At 59.2% G+C, this 20,494-nt stretch carries 17 protein-coding genes; 11 read left to right on the forward strand and 6 right to left on the reverse strand.

The features are described 5' to 3' along the window. Positions 1–64: 64 nt before the first annotated feature. Genes AC13E3_RS11315 through AC13E3_RS11330 form a run of 4 tightly spaced genes read left to right on the forward strand, consistent with a single transcriptional unit; the run spans position 65 to position 4,397 of the window. Positions 65–832 carry an SDR family NAD(P)-dependent oxidoreductase gene (locus AC13E3_RS11315; protein ID WP_008177032.1) on the forward strand — a complete coding sequence of 256 codons (768 nt, stop codon included), beginning with the start codon at positions 65–67 and terminating at the stop codon, positions 830–832. 34 nt (positions 833–866) lie between these two features. Continuing rightward, a complete protein-coding gene (locus tag AC13E3_RS11320) occupies positions 867–1,931 on the forward strand; it encodes a phosphotransferase (protein ID WP_104270448.1) in 1,065 nt (354 codons plus the stop codon). After that, positions 1,928–2,707: a 5'/3'-nucleotidase SurE gene (gene surE / locus AC13E3_RS11325; protein WP_008177035.1), complete on the forward strand. Its 780-nt coding sequence runs from the start codon at positions 1,928–1,930 to the stop codon at positions 2,705–2,707. The genes AC13E3_RS11320 and surE overlap by 4 nt, the downstream gene beginning before the upstream one ends. 22 nt (positions 2,708–2,729) lie before the next feature. Then, positions 2,730–4,397: a long-chain fatty acid--CoA ligase gene (locus AC13E3_RS11330; protein WP_405417914.1), complete on the forward strand. Its 1,668-nt coding sequence runs from the start codon at positions 2,730–2,732 to the stop codon at positions 4,395–4,397. Positions 4,398–4,402: 5 nt separating this feature from the next. Here the strand turns inward: AC13E3_RS11330 and AC13E3_RS11335 are convergent, their stop codons facing one another. The 4 genes from AC13E3_RS11335 to AC13E3_RS11350 are packed head-to-tail and all read right to left on the reverse strand — an operon-like array spanning position 4,403 to position 8,027. After that, positions 4,403–4,861: a MaoC family dehydratase gene (locus AC13E3_RS11335; RefSeq protein WP_092031342.1), complete on the reverse strand. Its 459-nt coding sequence runs from the start codon at positions 4,859–4,861 to the stop codon at positions 4,403–4,405. Positions 4,862–4,882: 21 nt separating this feature from the next. Then, positions 4,883–5,641: a class II aldolase/adducin family protein gene (locus tag AC13E3_RS11340; protein ID WP_175497373.1), complete on the reverse strand. Its 759-nt coding sequence runs from the start codon at positions 5,639–5,641 to the stop codon at positions 4,883–4,885. A 42-nt stretch (positions 5,642–5,683) separates the two neighbouring features. Further along, positions 5,684–6,820 (reverse strand): acyl-CoA dehydrogenase family protein, encoded by a 1,137-nt coding sequence (locus AC13E3_RS11345; protein WP_092031340.1) that lies wholly within the window; start codon positions 6,818–6,820, stop codon positions 5,684–5,686. A 10-nt stretch (positions 6,821–6,830) separates the two neighbouring features. Then, a complete protein-coding gene (locus AC13E3_RS11350; RefSeq protein WP_088826298.1) occupies positions 6,831–8,027 on the reverse strand; it encodes an acyl-CoA dehydrogenase family protein in 1,197 nt (398 codons plus the stop codon). 726 nt (positions 8,028–8,753) lie between these two features. On the opposite strand from AC13E3_RS11350, the gene AC13E3_RS11355 reads away from it, so the two are divergent. The 4 genes from AC13E3_RS11355 to oadA all read left to right on the forward strand — a co-directional run bounded on the left by AC13E3_RS11355 (position 8,754) and on the right by oadA (position 13,147). After that, positions 8,754–9,353, forward strand: coding sequence for a CBS domain-containing protein (locus tag AC13E3_RS11355; RefSeq protein WP_014579051.1), 600 nt, complete (start codon positions 8,754–8,756; stop codon positions 9,351–9,353). Between the two features lie 191 nt (positions 9,354–9,544). Then, positions 9,545–9,823, forward strand: a complete 279-nt coding sequence (locus AC13E3_RS11360) for a hypothetical protein (RefSeq protein ID WP_273069120.1) — start codon at positions 9,545–9,547, stop codon at positions 9,821–9,823. Positions 9,824–9,904: 81 nt separating this feature from the next. Continuing rightward, entirely contained in the window at positions 9,905–11,326 is a 1,422-nt protein-coding gene (locus AC13E3_RS11365; RefSeq protein WP_273069119.1) for an acetyl-CoA carboxylase biotin carboxylase subunit, read from the forward strand. Between the two features lie 21 nt (positions 11,327–11,347). Further along, complete coding sequence (oadA, locus tag AC13E3_RS11370; RefSeq protein WP_092031332.1) at positions 11,348–13,147, forward strand: sodium-extruding oxaloacetate decarboxylase subunit alpha; 1,800 nt, start codon at positions 11,348–11,350, stop codon at positions 13,145–13,147. A gap of 74 nt (positions 13,148–13,221) precedes the next feature. On the opposite strand, the gene AC13E3_RS11375 is transcribed toward oadA, so the two are convergent. Continuing rightward, positions 13,222–14,391 (reverse strand): acyl-CoA dehydrogenase, encoded by a 1,170-nt coding sequence (locus AC13E3_RS11375; protein WP_273069118.1) that lies wholly within the window; start codon positions 14,389–14,391, stop codon positions 13,222–13,224. Positions 14,392–14,574: 183 nt separating this feature from the next. Here AC13E3_RS11375 and AC13E3_RS11380 point away from each other — a divergent pair, with 183 nt between their 5' ends. Continuing rightward, complete coding sequence (locus AC13E3_RS11380) at positions 14,575–15,936, forward strand: hypothetical protein (protein ID WP_053115515.1); 1,362 nt, start codon at positions 14,575–14,577, stop codon at positions 15,934–15,936. A 42-nt stretch (positions 15,937–15,978) separates the two neighbouring features. Here the strand turns inward: AC13E3_RS11380 and AC13E3_RS11385 are convergent, their stop codons facing one another. After that, a complete protein-coding gene (locus AC13E3_RS11385; RefSeq protein ID WP_053113652.1) occupies positions 15,979–16,908 on the reverse strand; it encodes a 2-hydroxyacid dehydrogenase in 930 nt (309 codons plus the stop codon). A gap of 276 nt (positions 16,909–17,184) precedes the next feature. Here AC13E3_RS11385 and AC13E3_RS11390 point away from each other — a divergent pair, with 276 nt between their 5' ends. Then, positions 17,185–18,009 carry an IclR family transcriptional regulator gene (locus AC13E3_RS11390; RefSeq protein ID WP_088826290.1) on the forward strand — a complete coding sequence of 275 codons (825 nt, stop codon included), beginning with the start codon at positions 17,185–17,187 and terminating at the stop codon, positions 18,007–18,009. A gap of 287 nt (positions 18,010–18,296) precedes the next feature. Continuing rightward, a complete protein-coding gene (locus AC13E3_RS11395) occupies positions 18,297–20,390 on the forward strand; it encodes a 3-hydroxyacyl-CoA dehydrogenase NAD-binding domain-containing protein (protein ID WP_405417921.1) in 2,094 nt (697 codons plus the stop codon). Positions 20,391–20,494 lie beyond the last annotated feature (104 nt).

Below are 20,494 nucleotides of genomic sequence, written 5' to 3' on the forward strand. Positions count from 1 at the left end.
TTGCACAGTCCCTGAAGGACATCACCCCGCCCACTCCCGTGCTTCAGTGCATGAGGATCGAAGAATGAATAATCCACTGTTTGACATGACCGGCAAGGTCGCGCTGATTACCGGCTCCACCAAAGGCATCGGCCGCGCCATCGCCGAAGAAATGGCCCGCCTGGGTGCCAAAGTCGTGATCTCCAGCCGAAAGGCCGAGGCCTGTGAGCAGGTGGCCAGTGAACTGAAAGCCCAGGGCTACGAGGCCATCGCCATTCCCTGCCATGTTGGTAAAAAAGACCAGCTGCAGAACCTGGTGGATAAAACCAACGAGGCCTGGGGCACTATCGATGTGCTGGTATGCAACGCCGCCACCAACCCGGTGTACGGCACCACCGCTGAAATGACCGACGACGCCTGGGACAAGATCATGGACACCAACGTCAAGGGCACCTTCTGGCTGACGAACATGGTGCTGCCGCAGATGGCGGAAAAAGGCGAAGGTGCTGTGGTGCTGCTGTCCAGCATCGCCGGTATGCGGGGCAACACCACCATCGGAACCTACGGCGTTTCCAAGGCCGCAGAAGCTGCCCTGGCGCGGAACCTGGCAGTGGAGTGGGGCCCGAAAGGTATCCGGATTAACAGCATCGCCCCCGGCCTGATCAAAACCGACTTCGCCCGGGCGCTGTGGGAAGACCCGGTACGGGTCAAACGCGCCGAAGACAAAACGCCGCTGCGCAGAATTGGCGACCCGGTCGACATCGCCGGCCTGGCGGTGTTTCTTTCCACCAGGGCCAGCGCCTACATCACCGGCCAGGTCATCGTAGCCGACGGCGGCGAAACGATTTGCTAGGGGCCGACGCCCCAAAACTGAAGGCAAAACAAAAATGAGCATCACCCCAGAGCTGGTAGACGTCCTCCCGGCCCACAAATTCGATGAAGCCAGCCTCCTGACCTGGCTGCAGCAGACCATACCGGGCTTCGGCACAAGGCTGGATGTCCGGCAATTCCAGGGTGGCCAGTCCAACCCCACGTTTCTGCTGGACACCGACAGCAGCCAATACGTGCTGCGCAAAAAGCCGCCTGGCAAAACCCTGCCCTCCGCCCACATGGTAGAACGAGAGTACAAAGTCATGCGTGCCCTGTCCGAGCACACCAGTGTCCCGGTGCCAAACACCCGGGCTCTGTGCGAAGACAGCAATGTCATCGGCACCCCGTTCTACGTCATGGACTATCTTGAGGGCCGTATTGTCAGCCACTCGGCGCTGCGGGCGCTGGATCGCCAGGAACGGCTGCCGGCCCATCACTCGGCCATCGACACCCTGGCGCGCCTTCACTCGGTGGATGTGAAGGCGGTCGGTCTTGGTGACTTTGGCAGGCCGGAAGGTTATGTGGCCCGGCAGGTGGCTCGATGGAGCAAACAGTACCTGGCTTCCAAAACCGACGAGCTTCCGGCAATGGACAAGCTTATGGCCTGGCTTCCGGAGAACCTGCCCTCGACCGACGAATGCGCCATCGCCCATGGCGATTACCGCTTTGGCAATCTGATGCTGGCGCCGCAGCGGCCCGAGGTTATTGCCATCCTCGACTGGGAGCTGTCCACCCTCGGTCACCCGCTGGCGGACCTGGCGTATTACTGTCTGCCGTACTACCTGCCGTCGGACCTGCAGGGCATGCGAGGACTGCAGGGAGAAGACCTGGAGGCGCTGGGTATTCCGGACGAACAGGAAACCATTGCCCGATACTGTCGGCAGACCGGCCGGGACGGCATCGCCGACTGGCACGTGTTCCTGGCGTTTTCCCTGTTCCGGCTGGCGTCTATTCTTCAGGGTGTCTACAAGCGGGCTCTGGATGGCAATGCCGCCAATGCCGATGCCCTGGAGGTTGGCCGGCGGGCCAGCCTTCTGGCCGATGTCGGCTGGCGGATTGCCAGTGAGGGACCATCGTCATGAACGATCCCATGGTCAAACGCATCCTAATCACCAATGATGACGGCATCAACGCGCCAGGCCTGAAAGTGCTCGAGCAGATCGCCCGCAACCTGGCCGAGGAGGTCTGGGTGGTGGCGCCGGAGCATGATCGTAGCGGCGCCGGCCAGAGCATCTCCATTCATGATCCTTTGCGGGTGTATGAGCAGGGTGACAGGCGCTATGCAGTCTCCGGTACGCCGGCGGACTGTGTGCTCTATTCGCTGGCCCGGTGGTTCGGGGAAACCCCGCCGGATCTGGTGCTTTCCGGGGTGAACTGCGGGGCCAATATCAGCGATTCCGTGCAGTATTCCGGAACCGTCGGCGCGGTGCTGAGTGCCGAACATATGGGCATACCTGCCATGGCACTGAGCCAGGCGTTTCTGAGTCGCGAAGGCGTGGACTGGTCGCCGGTTTCCATTCATGGCGAGGCCATCATCAGGCAGCTGTGGCAGCCAGGTCTGAATCGGGCCTGGAACGTCAACTTTCCCGCCTGCGAGGCGGCCGCCATCAGCCGGGCCCGGTGGTGCCGGGAGTCCAACGGCTCCATACAGCGCGCCCGCCTGCAGGCGGGTCAGGATGCCCGCAGTCTGCCGTACTGGTGGCTGGGATTTGATCGCAGTTCGCGTCACATTGTGGCGCCCGATGAAGACGCCAGCGTGCTGCGGGACAAAGCCATCGCCATTACGCCATTACGCCACCAGGACCGCCTGCCCGGCGGCGCTGACGTTTTTGATTTGGCCGCATCAGCGGCCCACTGAACCGAAAAAGGGGATCACAACAATGCCATTTACCCGCCATCACGCCGTGTGGCCCAGGGAACTGCCCAAAAGCCTGGCCTTGCCACGAACCAGCGTGTTTACCAACCTTGAGATTTCGGCGCGGCGCTATCCGGACCGTAACGCCATCGTTTTCTACGATGCACCCATGACCTACAGCCAGCTGTTCCGGGAAGTGGAGGCCATGGCCGGCTACCTGCAGGCTCAGGGCGTCGCTAAAGGTGATCGGGTGTTGCTGTACATGCAGAACTCCCCGCAATACGTCATTGCCTATTACGCCATTCTGCGGGCGGATGCCGTGGTAATCCCTATCAACCCGATGAACCGAGCGGCGGAACTGGAGCACTTTGTTGCTGATACCGGTGCCAATGTCTGCCTCGCAGGTCAGGAACTGGCCGGCTTTATTGCCCCGTTGCTGGAGACCACCGATCTCAACCACATCGTGGTAGCTTCCTACAGCAGCTATATCGCCCCGGACACCGATCTGGCCTTGCCAGCGGAAGTCGCCGCTCCAGCCTGGTCAGAGGACCTGGCCGGCATGGTCAGCTGGGAGCAGGCGCTGGCGGAAGGCCATGCGCCCTCGGCGCACACCGCAGGCCCGGCCGATCTCTCCGTGATTCCCTACAGTTCCGGCACCACCGGCGCGCCGAAGGGCTGCATGCACACTCATCGCAGCGTGATGGCTACCGCCGTGCACCGGGCCTTCTGGAACCTGAGCACCGCCAGTACGGTGCAGCTGGCCACCTTGCCATTCTTCCACGTCACCGGCATGACCGGTTCCATGAACAGCCCCATCTACAGCGGCTCCACTACAGTGATCATGACTCGCTGGGAGCGGACCACCGCGGCGCGGCTGATCGAAAGGTATAAAGTCACCGGCTGGACCAACATTGTCACCATGGCGGTGGACTTCCTCTCCAACCCCGACATTGGCCGGTACGACCTGTCGAGTCTCACCACCATCGGCGGGGGCGGGGCTGCGATGCCAGAGGCCGTGGCCGCCAAGCTCAAGGCCATGACCGGTCTTGATTATATTGAGGGGTATGGCCTTTCAGAAACCATGGCAGCCACTCACATCAACCCCTCGAGCCGTCCGAAGCCCCAGTGCCTCGGGATCCCGGTGTTTGATGTCGACAGCCGGATCGTTGATGTCGACACCCTTCAGGAAAAAGGCCCTGGCGAGACCGGTGAGATTGTCTCCAGCGGGCCGCAGGTTACCATCGGGTACTGGAACCGGCCCGCGGAAACCGAAGCTGCGTTTGTGGAGATCGATGGCAAGCAGTTTTTCCGCACCGGCGATCTGGGTTACTACGATGAGGAGGGCTATTTCTTCATGGTCGACCGGGTCAAGCGGATGATCAACGCATCCGGTTACAAGGTCTGGCCGTCCGAGGTGGAGGGCCTGATGTACCGCCATCCCGGGATTCATGAGGTCTGCATTATTTCCTCGCCGGATCCGAAGCGCGGTGAGACCGTGAAGGCCTGCATCGTGCTGACTCCGGAGGCGGAGGGAAAAACGAGCGAAGAGGACATCATCGCCTGGTGCAAGGAGCAGATGGCTGCCTACAAGATTCCTACCCTGATCGATTTTGTCGACCAGTTGCCAAAGTCGCCAACCGGCAAGCTGATGTGGCGGGCGCTGCAGGAAGAGGAGTGGGAAGCGAAGTCCTGAGCGACTCAGCTCCGCACATACATGGCGAGATGTTCGGCGACACAGGCGGGCTTTTCCCCGCCTCGGATTTCCAGGGTGGTGCGATAGGTGGCCAGCGTCCGCTGCTCATCTACCCTGGTCACGTCCAGCAGCTCCATTTTGCTTCGGATCTGCGCGCCGGCCTTTACCGCTGCCGGGAAGCGCAGCTTGTTAAGCCCGTAATTGATACTGGCGCTCTTGCCTTGCACATTGATGACCTGTTGATTCAACAGGGGAATCAGTGATGCTGTAAGAAATCCGTGCGCCACGGTGCTCTTCCAGGGAGACTCTCGCCTGGCTCTCTCCACATCAAGATGTATCCATTGATGATCGCCAGTGGCATCGGCGAAGGCCTGTATCATTTCCTGGCTGATGGTTTTCCAGGGACTGTGGCCAATCACCGAGTTCTTGTGATGGGCCAGATCGTCCAGTTGCACTGTCAGCATAGTCGCAGTCCCCGCTGGGCGTCAGACCGCATAACCCGGATTCTTGCTGTCCAGAAGTCGAATCAGTGCCGGCCAGGTCAGTTTCGCTGCCATGCCCAATTGTTGCGACTGCTCGGCGGTGGTGCGAATGGCCTGTTCCGAGGGTAGGTGGGTGGGGCCACAGCTCTGGGCCTTGACCTGGATCTCGCAGGCTTTCATGAGGAAATACAGGTAGGTGAAGGTTTCCGGTACATCCTTGCCTGCGGTCAGCACGCCGTGGTTGCGCAGTATCATCATGGACCGGTTCCCCAGGTCCCGGATCAGCCGATCGCGTTCCTCCAGATTGAGTGCCACGCCTTCGTACTCGTGATAGCAGAGGTGGTCGAGACACAGCATCGCGGTCTGGCTCAGGGGCAGCAGGCCGTCCCGGTGGGCCGAGACCGCCACGCCATCGGGCGCGTGCAGATGCATCACTGCGCCGGCATCGTCCCGGCCCATATGCACCGCGCTGTGAATGGTGAAACCGGCGGGATTGACGCGTCCCAGGCCGGCAGCTTCCACCACTTTGCCTTCCTGGTCGACCTTGACCAGCGACGAGGCGGTAATCTCGTGAAACAGCAGCCCGTAAGGGTTTATCAGGAAGTGGTGATCCGGCCCGGGTACCCGGGCCGATAGATGGGTGAACACCAGATCATCCCAGCCGAACAGGGCCACCAGCCGATAGGCGGCGGCCAACTCGGTGCGGACCTGCCCCTCGGCTTTCCTGAGATCCTGTTCCGTTGACGGTTCATTTGTTGTCATTATTGATCTCTTCGGGCCCAAAACTTCATTTTTTGCGGACCCTTACTTCAGCAGGGCCGCAAAGCGCTCCAGATGGAAGTCGTCGTCGCCCAGTTGATGGTTGATCATCACCAGCCGCTTGGCGTAGTGGGCAAAGTTGTACTCCCAGGTCATACCGATACCGCCGTGGGACTGGATGCCCTGCTCGGAAATGAACTGGCCACTGCGGCCAATCACATTCTTGGCGGCGGCCAGGATCCGGCGGCGCTCGTCACTCTGGGGCTCGTCCGCCACGCTGGCGGCCAGTATTGCCATGGAACGGGCCTGTTCCAGCTCCGACATCATGTCCACCATTCGGTGCTGCAGCACCTGGAACTTGCCGATGGGCACGCCAAACTGCTTACGCTGTTTCAGGTACTCCAGTGTCAGCTCGCAAGCGATCTCCATGGCACCGACGGCTTCACCACACAGAGCGGCAATGGCACGTCCTGCCTGATACTCGATGACATCAGCAGCCTTGCCTTCCTGTCCGAGCAAGGCGTCCGGGCCCAGCCTGACGTTGTTCAGGAACAGGTCGCAGCCCTTGGAGCCATCAATAGTCGGGTAAGTGCGGCGTTCGACGCCCTCGGTCTCCGGTGCGACCAGGAACAGACTGATGCCGTCAGAATCGTTGCTTTCACCCGAAGTGCGGGCCGAGACCACCAGCACGTCGGCGCAGTGCCCACCAATGACTACGGCCTTGCGACCGTTCAGCACGTAGCCGTCACCGGATTTCTCAGCCCGGGTTTCGACATCGTTCAGGTTGTAAAAACTCTGGGGCTCCTGAAGTCCTGCAGCCGCGCGCATCTCGCCGCTGGCGATACCGCCGAGCCACTGCTCATGCTGTACGGCGTTGCCGGCTTGGCTGATCAGCCCGCCGCTCAAGACGACAGACTGCAAGTAGGGCTCAATGCACAGGCCGCGACCCAGTTCGGTCATCACGCTCTGCACTTCCACGCCACTGCCGCCAAAACCACCGAGTTCCTCGGGGAAGGGCACTGCAGTGAGGCCCAGTTCACCCAGCTGTTTCCAGAAGTCGGCGCTGAAGCCGAGCTCCGATTCGCTGTATTCGAGCCGCTTTTCAAAACTGTATTCACCGCGCACCAGGCGGGCCACGGTGTCCTGCAGCATCTGCTGTTCTTCGTTGAGTCGGAAATCCATGGTCGCCTCCTTAAAGCCCGAGAATCATTTTCGACACGATGTTCTTCTGGATCTCGTTGGACCCGCCGAAAATCGACAGCTTGCGGTTGTTGAAGTATTGGGCAGACAGTGGTGCGGCGTTTTCGTCGGAGAGGAAATCGCCGTCGTAATCCAGGTCCAGTTCCTCTTCCACAAATGGAATGGCGTACGGTCCAATGGCCCGACGCGCCAGGTCATTGATCGCCTGGCGGATTTCGGTGCCGCGGACTTTCAGCATCGAGCTTTCTGCGCCCGGTACGCCGCCGCCTTCCACTGAGGCAATAATGCGCAGGTTGCTGATGGTGGCGGCCATCAGGTCAATCTCGACCTGGGCGATACGCTGGCTGAACGAGGCATCTTCGATCAGCGGTCGACCATTCTTGAGGCGGCGGCTGGCCAGCTCCTTGAGGTGCTGGAGTGCCGCCTTGGAAATGCCGATGCCGGCGAGGCCGGTGCGTTCATAGGTCAGCAGGTACTTGGCATAGGTCCAACCCTTGTCTTCCTCGCCTACCAGATTTTCCACGGGGACTTTAACGTCTTCGAAAAACACCTCGTTTACTTCGTGCTCACCGTCCAGGGTGATGATCGGACGTACGGTAATGCCCGGAGTGTTCATGTCGATCAGCAGGAATGAAATGCCTTCCTGGGCCTTCACTTCTGTGTTGGTGCGCACCAGGCAGAAAATCATGTTGGCGTGTTGGCCCAGGGTGGTCCAGGTTTTCTGACCATTGACTATGTAATGATCACCCTCGCGAACGGCGCGGGTTTTCAGGGACGCCAGGTCGGAGCCGGCCCCTGGCTCTGAATAGCCCTGGCACCACCAGTCCTCACCGCTAAGGATTCGCGGCAGGTAGCGCTGTTTCTGCTCTTCGGTGCCGAATTTGATAATCACCGGCGCCACCATGTTGACACCGAAGGGCACCGAGCGCGGTGCTCCGTAACGGGCAGACTCTTCATCCCAAATGTGTTTCTGGACAGGACCCCAGTTAACGCCGCCATAAACTTCTGGCCAGTGGGTGGCGTACCAGCCCTTTTCGCTGAGAATCTTTTGCCAGCGTTGATGATCCTGTTTGGATAGGCGGCGGAACCCCTTTACCTTGGCGGCAATATCCGCGGGTAGTTTCTCATCCAGAAAGGCCCGGACTTCATCACGGAAGGCGAGTTCCTCAGCAGTGTAGTTCAAGTTCATGGGCAACCTCGTTTGCTGAAAAGCGAAAATACGTACCGCATAGCAGAATGTACCAATGATCGAAGATTGTGATGGCTTCTGTCAACAATAATGTAAAAGCCTGTACCGCTAGGCGAAATTGATTAAATTTTAGTGCTTAAACACCTGGCCCCGGAAAAAGTCAATCCATCCGGTTTGGCTCGGCATCGGGCCATTCGGCAGGGCAGCCTGCCCCCATCGCCGGTGCACATTGCGCAGTTTTAACCTTGTCGGGAGCTTGCATTGCCCTCAAAAGGCTATATGTTTGAAAGGGACGAGCCGTTCAAATAACGATAGCAGAGCCTCACTATGTCGAGTTGCTCCATCAACAGAAGCACTCTGAAGCTCAGCCTCCTGGCTGTGTTGGTTGCGGGTCTGTTTGTGGTTTTTCTCAACGGTTCGTCTCACCCGGCACTGGATCCACAGCTAGACGATCACTTAACGCCCACGCTGATATCAGTTGACGGGACAGGCGATCCCTCGTCGCCGGATGCATCCGTCTCGATCACCTCACCTCTTCTGTTCCCCGGAGGAGGATTCCGGGCTGTCTTCTCGGCCAGCCTCGATTTCATTCAGCCACCGCTCCGGCTGCTTAGCTACCCGGTGCTGCCTCAGGGCCCGCCCAGCCTCGTTTAACTCTGACCATTACGGATTTGTCCCTGTGTACACAGGGAACTCCAACCTGAATTCAGATTCACGAGGTTTACCATGAACAGTGTATTCAACGCATTGCCAGTACAGGATCTGGGACGCACCGGCGCGTTACCCACCGCCAAACCCCTGTCTCATATAGGAAGCGAGGATTCGGCAGTCCACCTGCTAACAGACTTCTCCGAGCAGCGACTGTCCGTTTTGAGTTCCGATATGTCCGTTTCGGAGGCGAGGTTGTGGATGAGACTGGCCGATACGTCTTTCAAGGTGGTGGAAAACCAGGCTGGGGATTGTCTGGGCATTCTGGCCATCGAAGATGTGAACGGCGAGAAGGCCATGAGTGTCGCCCATCGACAGGGTGTGCCCCTCAAGGACGTTCGGGTCCGCGATATCATGCGCCCGATAAGTGAGCTGCCGGCTATCCATTATCAGGATTTGCGGGCGGCAACGGTGGGCGACCTGGTCAGCACATTCCGTGAGGTTCATGAAGGGTATCTGCTTGTGCTGGATGACGACCGACATCAGCCTTCCCGTTCCTATCTCCGGGGACTGGTCTGTGCCGAAGAGCTTCTGCAGCGGCTGGACCTGGCGATCGATCTGGAGCATCGGGCAACCAAGTTCTATGAGATCGTTCACGTGGTGAAAGGCGGTTTCTAGTCTGGCAGTTGTCATCGGCGCTCCCCGGGGCGCCGATGATTCCCGTGGAACCGGGAAAGCATCGAAAAAAACGATGTTTATTGCCCAGAAAACCGTATTGAACCGATGCCGTAATCACGTGACACTCTCTACGACTTTAGTCACATCAAAGGACGCCCATGCAGGACGCCCATCAAAAATGCCGGACGCAGGTGTTAAGCCTCTTAATCATTCTGGCATTGGGCCTGGTTTCATTGCCTACCCATTCTTCGGACTCTGCGCCAGTACCCCTGTCCTGTGATGCGGCTTTCTGCCCGTTATTGTCGGATGTGACAAGCGACGGTGGTCAGGAGGGAGGGCTTTCCCATGGCAACCGCATGCGGGATTTCAGTCTTCACCCGGCCGGTATCCTTCCGGGCATCAGGGGCTATTCGGGTGTGGTGCATTGCGCCAGCTTTCCGGTCCTGCCGCAGGCGCCACCTGGCATCTGAGCTTTTGCCGACTGAAGGGCGTGTCTGCCCTTCGAACCAACCTTTCGATTTAAACGACTTCCATCACCTGGAGGATTTTCCATGGCTATTCGGAAGCTGCTGATCGCCAATCGCGGAGAGATTGCGGTCAGGATTGCCCGGGCCTGCAGCGAACTGGGCATCCGCTCGGTCGCTATTCATTCGGAGGCTGACGAGTACTCCCTGCACGTCAAAAAAGCCGACGAAGCTTATCAGATCAGCAAGGACCCCCTGTCGGGATACCTGAACCCCCACCATATTGTGAATATGGCGGTGGAAACCGGCTGTGATGCACTGCATCCCGGCTATGGTTTCCTGTCGGAGAATGCGGAACTGGCTGCGATTTGTGAGCAGCGAGGTATTACGTTCGTGGGACCGTCGGCGAATGCTATTTCATCCATGGGCGACAAAACCCAGGCCCGCCAGACGGCCCTTGCCGCGGGTGTCCCGGTAACGCCGGGTTCTGAAGGCAACCTGGCCGATGTCGAGGATGCCGTCGCCCAGGCCGCCGATATCGGCTATCCGGTGATGCTGAAGGCCACCTCCGGTGGGGGTGGGCGAGGCATTCGCCGGTGCGATAATGAAAAAGAGCTTCGCCAGAACTTCGAGCGGGTAATCTCCGAGGCCACCAAAGCCTTTGGCAGCGCCGAGGTATTCCTTGAGAAGTGCATCATCGAGCCCCGTCACATCGAGGTCCAGATTCTTGCCGATACCCATGGCAATGTTGTCCACCTCTACGAGCGGGATTGCTCGATCCAGCGCCGCAACCAGAAGCTGATTGAGCTGGCGCCGTCGCCGCAGCTTGAGGAAAGTCAGCGCGAATACATCGGCGATCTGGCCAAACGGGTGGCGAAGCAGTGTGGTTACGTAAATGCCGGCACCGTCGAGTTCCTGCTGGACCACGATGGCAGCTTTTACTTCATGGAAATGAATACCCGGGTTCAGGTTGAGCACACAATCACCGAGGAAATCACCGGGGTGGATATCATCAAGGCGCAGATACGGATCGCTGCCGGCGAACCACTGGGCCTCAAGCAGGAAGACATTTCCTACCGGGGCTTTGCTGCCCAGTTCCGCATCAACGCCGAAGATCCGAAGAACGGCTTTCTGCCAAGTTTCGGCCGCATCAGCCGCTACTATTCCGCCGGCGGTCCGGGCGTGCGCACCGATGCCAATATGTATACCGGTTACGAGATTCCCCCGTATTACGACTCCATGTGCGCCAAGCTGATTGTCTGGGCCATGGACTGGGACGAGCTGATTGCCCGCTCCCGCCGTGCTCTCGGCGATATGGGCATTTACGGCGTCCAGACCACCATCCCCTATTACAAGCAGATTCTCGAGCACCCGGATTTCCAGGCCGCTGACTTCAATACCGGCTTTGTGGAACGTAACCCCCAATTGCTTGAGTACAGCAGCAAAACCCGCCCGGAATCCATCGCCACAGCCATTGGCGCAGCCATTGCGGCGCAGGCGGGCCTGTAAAAGAACATCGGAGAGATCCCAATGACCAAGCGCAAGATTCATATTACCGACGTTATTCTCAGGGACGCCCACCAATCTCTGATCGCCACCCGGATGCGCACGGAAGACATGCTTCCGGCCTGCGAGTGGCTGGACCAGGCCGGCTACTGGTCCCTGGAGTGCTGGGGGGGTGCCACGTTTGACGCCTGTGTGCGTTTCCTGAAGGAAGATCCCTGGGAGCGCCTGCGGACCCTGAGAAAGGCCCTGCCCAATACCCGCCTGCAGATGTTGCTGCGCGGCCAGAACCTGCTGGGCTATCGCCATTATGGCGATGACGTGGTTGAGGCATTCGTGGCCAAGGCTGCCGAAAATGGCATGGATGTGTTCCGCATTTTTGATGCCCTGAACGATGTGCGCAATCTCGAAACCAGCATCAAGGCGGTCAAGAAGGCTGGCAAGCATGCACAGGGCACCATCTGCTACACCGTGAGTCCGGTACATGGCACTGATGCCTATCTGGAGCAGGCCAGGGCCATGGCTGACATGGGCGCGGACAGCATCGCGATCAAGGACATGGCAGGGCTGCTGACGCCGGCGGTAACCGCTGAGCTGGTCGGTAAGCTGAAGCAGACCCTCAATCTGCCCGTTTTCCTGCACTCCCACGCCACCTCGGGCATGGCGCCCATGTGTCAGTGGGCGGCCATGGAAGCAGGCGTTGACCATATTGATACCGCGCTGTCGGCCTTTGCCGGCGGCACCAGTCATCCGCCCACGGAATCACTGGTGGCGGCGCTGCACGATGCCGGTCTGGAGACCGGGCTGAACCTGGAGCTGCTGGACAAGGCCACGCGCCATTTCCGGGAAGTGCGCAAGAAGTATCACCAGTTCGAGAGTGCCTATAACGGTGTTGATACCTCGGTGCTCCTGTCCCAGGTGCCCGGTGGCATGATGTCCAATCTCGCCAACCAGTTGAAGGAGCAGGGCGCGCTGGATCGCATCCAGGACGTATTCGAGGAAATTCCGCGGGTTCGAAAGGATCTTGGTTACCCGCCGCTGGTAACACCCACCTCCCAGATTGTGGGTACCCAGGCGGTGATCAACGTGCTTGCCGGCAAGCGCTACGAGTCCATCACGAACGAGGTGAAGAAGTACCTCCAGGGCTGGTACGGCAAGGCGCCTGCCGCGGTCGACACGGCACTCCAGCAGCGCGCCGTCGGCAAGGAAGATCTTATTGAAGAGCGCCCGGCTAACCTGATCCCCCGGGAGCTGGACGAGCTGCGCAAACAGGTGGGCGATCTGGCCACCAGCGAAGAGGACGTGCTCACGTACGCCATGTTCCCGGATCAGGCCAAGGCGTATCTTGAGCAGCGGCGTGACGGCACGCTGCAGCCGGAGCCCCTGGAGCCGATTCCCACCGGTTCTTCTGGCGGCTCGGTCTCCAGCAAATTCAAGATCACGGTTCATGGTGAGAGCTACGATATCCACGTCACCGGCGCCAACCCCTCCGGTGAGAATGAGCGTCGTTTCTACATGACCGTCGATGGGGTGCCGGAGGAAATCCACCTGGCTTCGCTGGGCGAAGACGGCGAGGGTGCGCGGTCCAGTGGTGGCCGGGCCACCGCCACCAAGGAAGGTCATGTAACCACAAGCATGCCCGGCAACATCGTGGATGTGCTGGTGAAGGAAGGTGACGAGGTTCAGGCCGGCGATCCGGTGCTGATCATCGAGGCCATGAAGATGGAAACCGAAGTAAAGGCGACCACGGCCGGAAAGGTTTCCGGCGTGTTTATTGCCAAGGGTGATCGTGTGGTGCCCGGAGAAGTTCTGGTCGAGATCGATTAGGTTCGCCAGAGCGTGATGCAGAACGGCCCCTCATTTTGAGGGGCCGTTTTCGTTTGGGGGTTAACCGGGCGAGATCAACTGAAAGCCGGAATACCGGTCTGGCCCCGCCCCAGAATCAGGGCGTGGACATCGTGCGTACCTTCATAGGTATTTACGGCTTCGAGGTTCATCACGTGGCGGATCACGTGGTACTCGTCGGAAATGCCGTTGCCGCCGTGCATGTCCCTGGCAACCCGGGCGATGTCCAGGGCTTTGCCGCAGTTGTTGCGCTTGAGCAGCGAAATTGCATCCGGCGTTGCCGTGCCGGCATCCATCATGCGGCCCAGTTGCAGAACCGACTGAAGGCCGATGGTGATCTCGGTCTGCATATCCACCAGTTTTTTCTGGATCAGTTGGTTGGCGGCCAGGGGCTTGCCAAACTGCTTGCGCTCCAGCGTGTAGTTGCGGGCCGCGTGCCAGCAGAACTCAGCGGCGCCCAGCGAGCCCCAGCTGATGCCAAAACGGGCCTTGTTAAGGCAGCTGAACGGTCCTTTCAGTCCCTCCACCTCAAGGTGGTTCTCTTCCGGAACGAACACCTCGTCCATAAAGATGGAGCCGGTTTCCGATGCGCGCAGGGAAAATTTGCCCTCAATCTTTGGGGTGTCAAGGCCTTTGGCGCCTTCGCGCTCGATCACAAAACCGTTCACCTTGCCGTCCAGTTTGGCCCAGACTACGCAAACATCGGCAATCGGGGAGTTGGTGATCCAGGTTTTGGAGCCACTCAGCAGGTAGCCTCCGTCCACTTTCTTGGCCCGGGTTTCCATGCCGCCTGGATCGGAACCGTGATCAGGTTCAGTCAGGCCAAAGCAGCCGACGTATTCGCCGGAGGCCAGTTTGGGCAGGATGCGTTTTTTCATCGCTTCCTTGCCGTAGGAATAGATCGGGTACATCACCAGAGAAGACTGAACGCTCAGGGCGGAGCGGTAGGCCGAGTCAACCCTTTCCACTTCCCGGGCAATCAGGCCGTAGCAGACATGGTTTAGCCCCGGCCCACCGTATTCTTCCGGCAGGGTCGCGCCCAGCATGCCGAGTTCGCCCATCTGGTTGAAGATAGAGCGATCGAACTTTTCATGTCGATTGGCCTCGGTGATTCCGGGCATCAGTTGCTCGTCACAGAAGCTGCGGATGCTGTCTTGGACCTGGCGCTCGGTTTCGTCCAGTTGGGCGTCGAAACCCAGCAGGTCATTCCAGGGTGCGGAAGCCATTGTTTACTCTCCTGAAAGCGAATAGTTAAAGCCCAGCGCTAGGGGCGAGGGGCCAATCTGTGCTATCTTTGTGTCAACGGTGTTTCATTAAGCGAAACACAGTTTTGTAATTTGCTTACGAAAGACTAATCCGGGTGTTATGGAAATGCAAGCGGTGTTCAAGCCTGACCAGGTGCCCCCGTGTTGAGTGGCATGCTCCAGTGGTTGGTGTCCATGGCGGTGGTTGTCGAGCTGGTGGCCATTTGCCTGGAGAGCCGCGAGCTCAGTGCTGTAGCGGGGGGTATGTTTGTATCTGCCTTTTTGGCTGGGGCCGGTCGCCTGCAGGGGTACGCCCGGATACTGCTGGTAATCGCCCTGCTGGTGCTTGGCGGCTTCGCCTGGCGCGGATCTCTCGACGCCGGGCAACTGCTGAAAGCGGCGTCTGACGCGGCCTTCTATTCCGCGTTTCTGGGTAGCCTGGGCTTGATGCAGTGCCTTGTGCGCCGGTTCGAGGTACTGCGCCGGATTCACGATGTGCTGCTGGGTGGAAAGCCCATACTGCTTTATCCCAAGTACGCCCTGGTCAGTTGTGGCGTAGCCACGGTTCTGAGCTTTGGCATGATGAACCTGTTGTGCGGAAGCCTCTCTGAAACACTGCGTGAGCGCGGTATCAGCGGCGAGTCGCGCCTGCAGTGGTTACGGAGCGTTCTGATCAGTGCCCTCAGGGGCTTTGCCCTGGTGCCGCTGGTGGCGCCCACCAGTGTGGCGGTGGCGATTCTTACCCGCGAACTGCCGCAACTCAGCTGGTCACAGCTGCTGCCATTCGGTCTGGTTGCGGCGCTTCTGATGGTGCTGATTGGCTGGGTGCTGGAACAGCGGCGCTTCCGCAAGGTCAGCAGTGAGCGCATCGCCGTTGAAGGCTGGTTGCCGGGCACCGGGCGCCTGCTTGCGCTGATCCTGGTGGTATTCACGGTGATGGCGGGCCTGGTGGCGACGACCGGTTTCAAGGTGTCGGTGGCGGCTATGTTGTCGGTGCCCACCGTTACGCTGCTTTACATGCTCTGGCAGGAGCGGGCGCTCATGCCGGTTTTGAAGGAGGGTGTGGGCCAGGTATGGGCCATGCAGAACGAAATGGCCATTTTTGCCGCCTCTGCCATCCTGGGAGTGGCCCTGTCTGCTGTCATTCCAGCGGATGCGCTTGCCGGCCTTGTCGCCACTGGTGGCGGCGTGTTCCTGGTCGCCGTTGTTGGTATGCTGATGATGCCCATGTTCTCCATGATCGGGATCATTCCCATCACGGTCCTGAGTGTTCAGGCTGGTTTGCTGCCCCAGTTGGTGGCCGAAGGGATGGAGCTTTTGCCGGTCGCCGTGGCACTGGTTATCGGCTTCTCCCTCGCCATGATGCTGTCGCCTTTTGGCCCCTCGGTGATGTTGCTGGCCCGCTTCGGGCAGATCTCACGATGGGTGGTGGCGTTCCGCTGGAACGGACTGTTCGTGCTGATTGCGCTCCCGGTGCTGCTGGTGCTGACAGCGCTGGTGGCATGGCTGGCACCCGGCCTTGCCTGACGAGCGGGCGTGGCCGGTGCCGTTGTGTTCTGGTGCCAGAGCTCAGTAACCCCGGTCAGTATCTACAATGCCGGAAATGGCGCGGCCCTCGGCGTGATCCCGAATCTTGCGGGTGATCTGCTCAATGGTGGCGTCCCTCAGGGTCCGGGCCGAGATATGTGGGGTGATGGTGATTTCTTTTCGTTGCCAGAATGGGTGCTCCTCCGGTAACGGTTCCTTCCGGAACACGTCGAGCGAGGCGCGCAACAGTTTGCCCTCGTCCAGCGTCCGAAGCAGATCTTCCTCAACCAGGTGTTCACCCCGGCCAACGTTGATCAGTACGGCGCCCGGCTGGAGCTGGCTAAGTAATTCATAGTCGATGATGTTCCGGGTCTCATCAGTCAGCGGCAGGGTGTTGACCAGAACCCGGGTGGTTTTCAGAAAGTCGCCGAGCTGATCCGGACCGGCGTAGGTATTGACTCCTTCCAGGCTATGGTCCCCGCGGGCCCAGCCGCTCACCCGATAATCCAGATTGGACAGAGTGCGGGCCACACGCTTACCAATGTGGCCAAGTCCCATGACACCCACCGGCCATTCGCTGCGTTTGATCGGGCGATGGATCTTCCAGATACCCTGGCGTTGCTGCTCCCGATAGGTTTCCATCTCGCGGCTTGCCTCCAGCAACTGGTGCAGCACGTACTCTGCCATCTGCGCCGACATGCCGGCATCCTCCAGGCGCACCACCGGAAGGTCGGCCGGCAGGTTGGGCACTTTGAGCAGGCCATCAATGCCCGCCCCGAGATTGAATACCGCCTTGAGATGCTTTTCCCGTTCGAACAGCGCCTCGGGCGGTTGCCAGACAATGGCGTAATCCGCATCGATGGCTGGGCCGTTTGGGTTCCAGACATAAACCTCGGCGTCCGGTAATTGCTCCAGGATCGGTACCGTCCAGCGTTCTGGTTTGGGGTCGCCTGCCACAAATAGAATTTTCATTTTGCCTCCGGGGGTCGCCACGGGGTTCATTGGCTGCTAATTTGTTTTGCAATGCAGAATAAGGTATCCGCGAAAACGTTGAAAGTCGGTATTCGATACCGCCATGCGATTCTGATTTTGAAACATAATTGATAAGTGTTTCATATTTGGTGCGGATTTTGAAAAGACTTTCTGGTACTTGATTTCTGCAGCGATTAAAATCATGAATCCTTTGTTATTCACCATATTAATACACCGGTTACCGGAGCGGGCGACGCGGTTGGAGGACGTCCCATTATGGCAGGAAAGAAGCAGATCTCACCCGAACTGAAAGTGGCATCCACTGACGGTGAGCCCGTGAAGCCGGAAAAAGACCGCAAGTTTGTCGAGGCCCTGTCCCGCGGCCTGGACGTGCTCCGGGCCTTCAGCCAGGGTCCTGTCATCCTGGGAAACCAGGACATTGCCCGTATCACCGGATTGCCCAAGCCGACCGTGTCGCGGATGACCTATACCCTCACCAAGCTGGGATACCTCAGCTACAACACCCAACTGGAGAAATACCAGCTGAGCTCCGGGGTGCTGGCGCTTGGCTATGCCTACGTGTCCAATCTCAAGGTGCGTCAGCTGGCCAAGCCCTACATGGACGAGTTCGCCCGCCAGACCAACATGTCCGTTGGCCTCACCTGCCGGGACCGGTTGCACATGATCTACGTGGAAAACCGTCTGCCACCGGAAGCCTCCCTGTTGCGCATGGATATCGGCCTGAAACTGCCGATGGCCAGTACCTCCGCCGGCCGCGCCTACTACTGCGCCGTCAGCGACAAGGCCCGCCTGGTGATCGACGACGCCATGGCCGCGAAATATGGTGATGCCTGGCCAGAGAAGAAGCAGGGCCTCGACCAGGCCATGAAGGACTACAAGGAGCACGGCTTTTGCCTGTCCATTGGCGAATGGGACCGGAACATCAACTCTGCTGGCGTGCCCATTCACTTGCAGGATGGCACCATCATGGCCCTGACCTGCGCTGCGCCGTCCTATCTGGTGCCGGCGGAAAAGCTTCGGGGTTCCATTGCCCACCAGCTGGCCATGCTGGCAGGCGATATAGAATCTTTGGGTGTTTGATAACAGCCGTGAAGTAACGAAGGGAGGTAGCGAGTAGGCCCTACAGAAACCGTGCGGAGCCATGGATGGCGGAGCCGAGCGTACAAGGATGTATTCACAGCGTGTTTCTGTAGGGCCTACTCGCCACCTCCCGACAAACTCCAAACCAAGAAACCGCAGAAGAACCCCTGCGGTTTTTTTGTGCCTGTAGTTTAATGGGTGGTTGAAACCACCAAAGAACTTGTATTAAATCGTACGCATGTTTCGCTAGTTAAAACCATATTTCAGAAAGAATGCGAGGAGAAATCATGTCTGAGGTCGTTAGCTATAACCGGGAAGGCAACATCGGCGTTATTACCGTGAATTACCCGCCGGTAAACGCCCTCGGCCAGGCTGTTCGTTCTGGTCTGCTCGCAGCCCTGGAGCAGGGCCAGAAAGATGCCGAGGCCAAGGCGCTTCTGCTGGTTTGCGAAGGGCGCACGTTCATTGCCGGCGCCGACATTCGTGAATTCGGCAAGCCCATGCAGGAGCCCACCTTGCCGACACTGGTCAACACCTTTGAAAACAGCGACAAACCGCTGGTTGCCGCGATCCACGGAACGGCTCTGGGTGGTGGTCTGGAAACCGCTCTGAGCTGTCACTACCGGGTTGCGGTGAGCAGTGCCAAGGTGGGTCTGCCGGAAGTGAAGCTGGGCCTGCTGCCCGGCGCCGGCGGTACCCAGCGGCTTCCGCGCCTGACCGGTGCTCAGAAAGCACTGGAAATGATCACCACCGGTGAATTTGTCGGTGCCAAGGATGCTCTGGCCCTGGGCATTCTCGATGCCGTGGAAGAAGGCGACAATATCCGCGCTATCGGCATGGCCTACGCGCAGAAAGTAGTCGATGAAGGCAAGCCGGTGCGTCGTGTTCGCGATATCACCGACAAGATCGAGGCTGACAAGGGCAGCGATGTCTTCGACCAGTTCCGTGACGAGCTGAAGAAGCGGGCCCGGGGTCTTTTCTCCCCGTTCAAGTGTGTCGACGCTGTGGAAGCGGCGTTCAATCTGCCTTTCGACGAAGGCATGAAGCGCGAGCGGGAACTGTTCATGGAATGCATGGAGTCGCCCCAGCGCGCCGGTCTGATCCATTCGTTCTTTGGGGAGCGTGAAGTCTCCAAGGTCAAGGGACTGCCGAAGGATACGCCGGTTCGTGACGTGAAGAGCGTTGGCATAATTGGTGCCGGCACCATGGGTGGCGGTATTGCCATGAACTTCGTCAACGTGGGTATTCCGGTCACCATCGTCGAGGTCAAACAGGAGGCCCTCGACAAGGGCCTGGCTATCATTCGTCGCAACTATGAGAACTCCGCGAAGAAGGGCAAATTGACCCAGGAGCAGGTGGAACATCGGATGGCGCTGATCACCCCGAGCCTGACCTACGACGATTTCCGGGACGTTGATCTGGTCATCGAGGCGGTGTTCGAGAACATGGCCATCAAGAAAGAAATCTTTGCCAAGCTCGATGAGGTCTGCAAGCCGGGTGCGATTCTGGCGTCCAATACCTCAACCCTGGATATCGACGAGATTGCGTCTGCCACCAAGCGACCGGAAGACGTGGTGGGCATGCACTTCTTCAGCCCGGCCAATGTGATGAAGCTTCTGGAGAACGTGCGTGGCAGCAAGACCTCCGACGAGGTCAAAGCCACGGTGATGGCGGTTGCCAAGAAGATCAAGAAAGTGGGCGTCATGGTGGGTAACTGCTACGGCTTTGTCGGCAACCGGATGCTCCACAAGCGCGGCACCGAGGCCATGTCCCTGGTGGACGAGGGCGCCACCCCGCAGCAGGTCGACAAGGTGCTGACCGATCTCGGTTTCCCCATGGGCCAGTTCGCGATGTCCGATCTTGCCGGGATTGATGTGGGTTACCGGATTCGCGAAGAGCGCCGCAAGGCTGGCGAAGACATTCCCGCCAGCTGGATGGATAAGCTTGCCGAACAGGGCCGCCTTGGTCAGAAGACCCAGGCAGGTGTATACAAGTATGAGGAAGGCAGCCGCAAGCCGATTCCCGACCCGGAAGTGGAGCAGCTGATCGAGCAGTTCCGCAAGGAACAGGGGATTACGCCCCGGGAGATCACCGATCAGGAAATCCTCGAGCGCTGCGTGTATGTGATGATCAATGAGGGCGCGAAGATCCTGGAGGAAGGCATCGCCGATCGTCCTCTGGATATCGACATTGTCTGGATCTACGGCTATGGCTTCCCGGCCTATCGCGGTGGCCCCATGTTCTGGGCCGATCAGGAAGGTCTGGATACGATTCTTTCAGCGGTTAAGAAGTACCAGGATACCGTTGGTGGCGAGCAGTGGGAGCCGGCGGCTCTGCTCGAGAAGCTGGTTGCTGAAGGCCGTAAGTTCGCTGACCTGTAACTTGGCGGGCGGGTCGCAGGGCGGGGTGTCTTTTCCTTTGGGAAAAGCAACTCGCTTTGCTCAGACATCTTTTCCCGGCGGAAAAGACACCCCGCCCCACGACC

The sequence above is a fragment of the Marinobacter sp. L-80 genome (genome assembly GCF_056859395.1).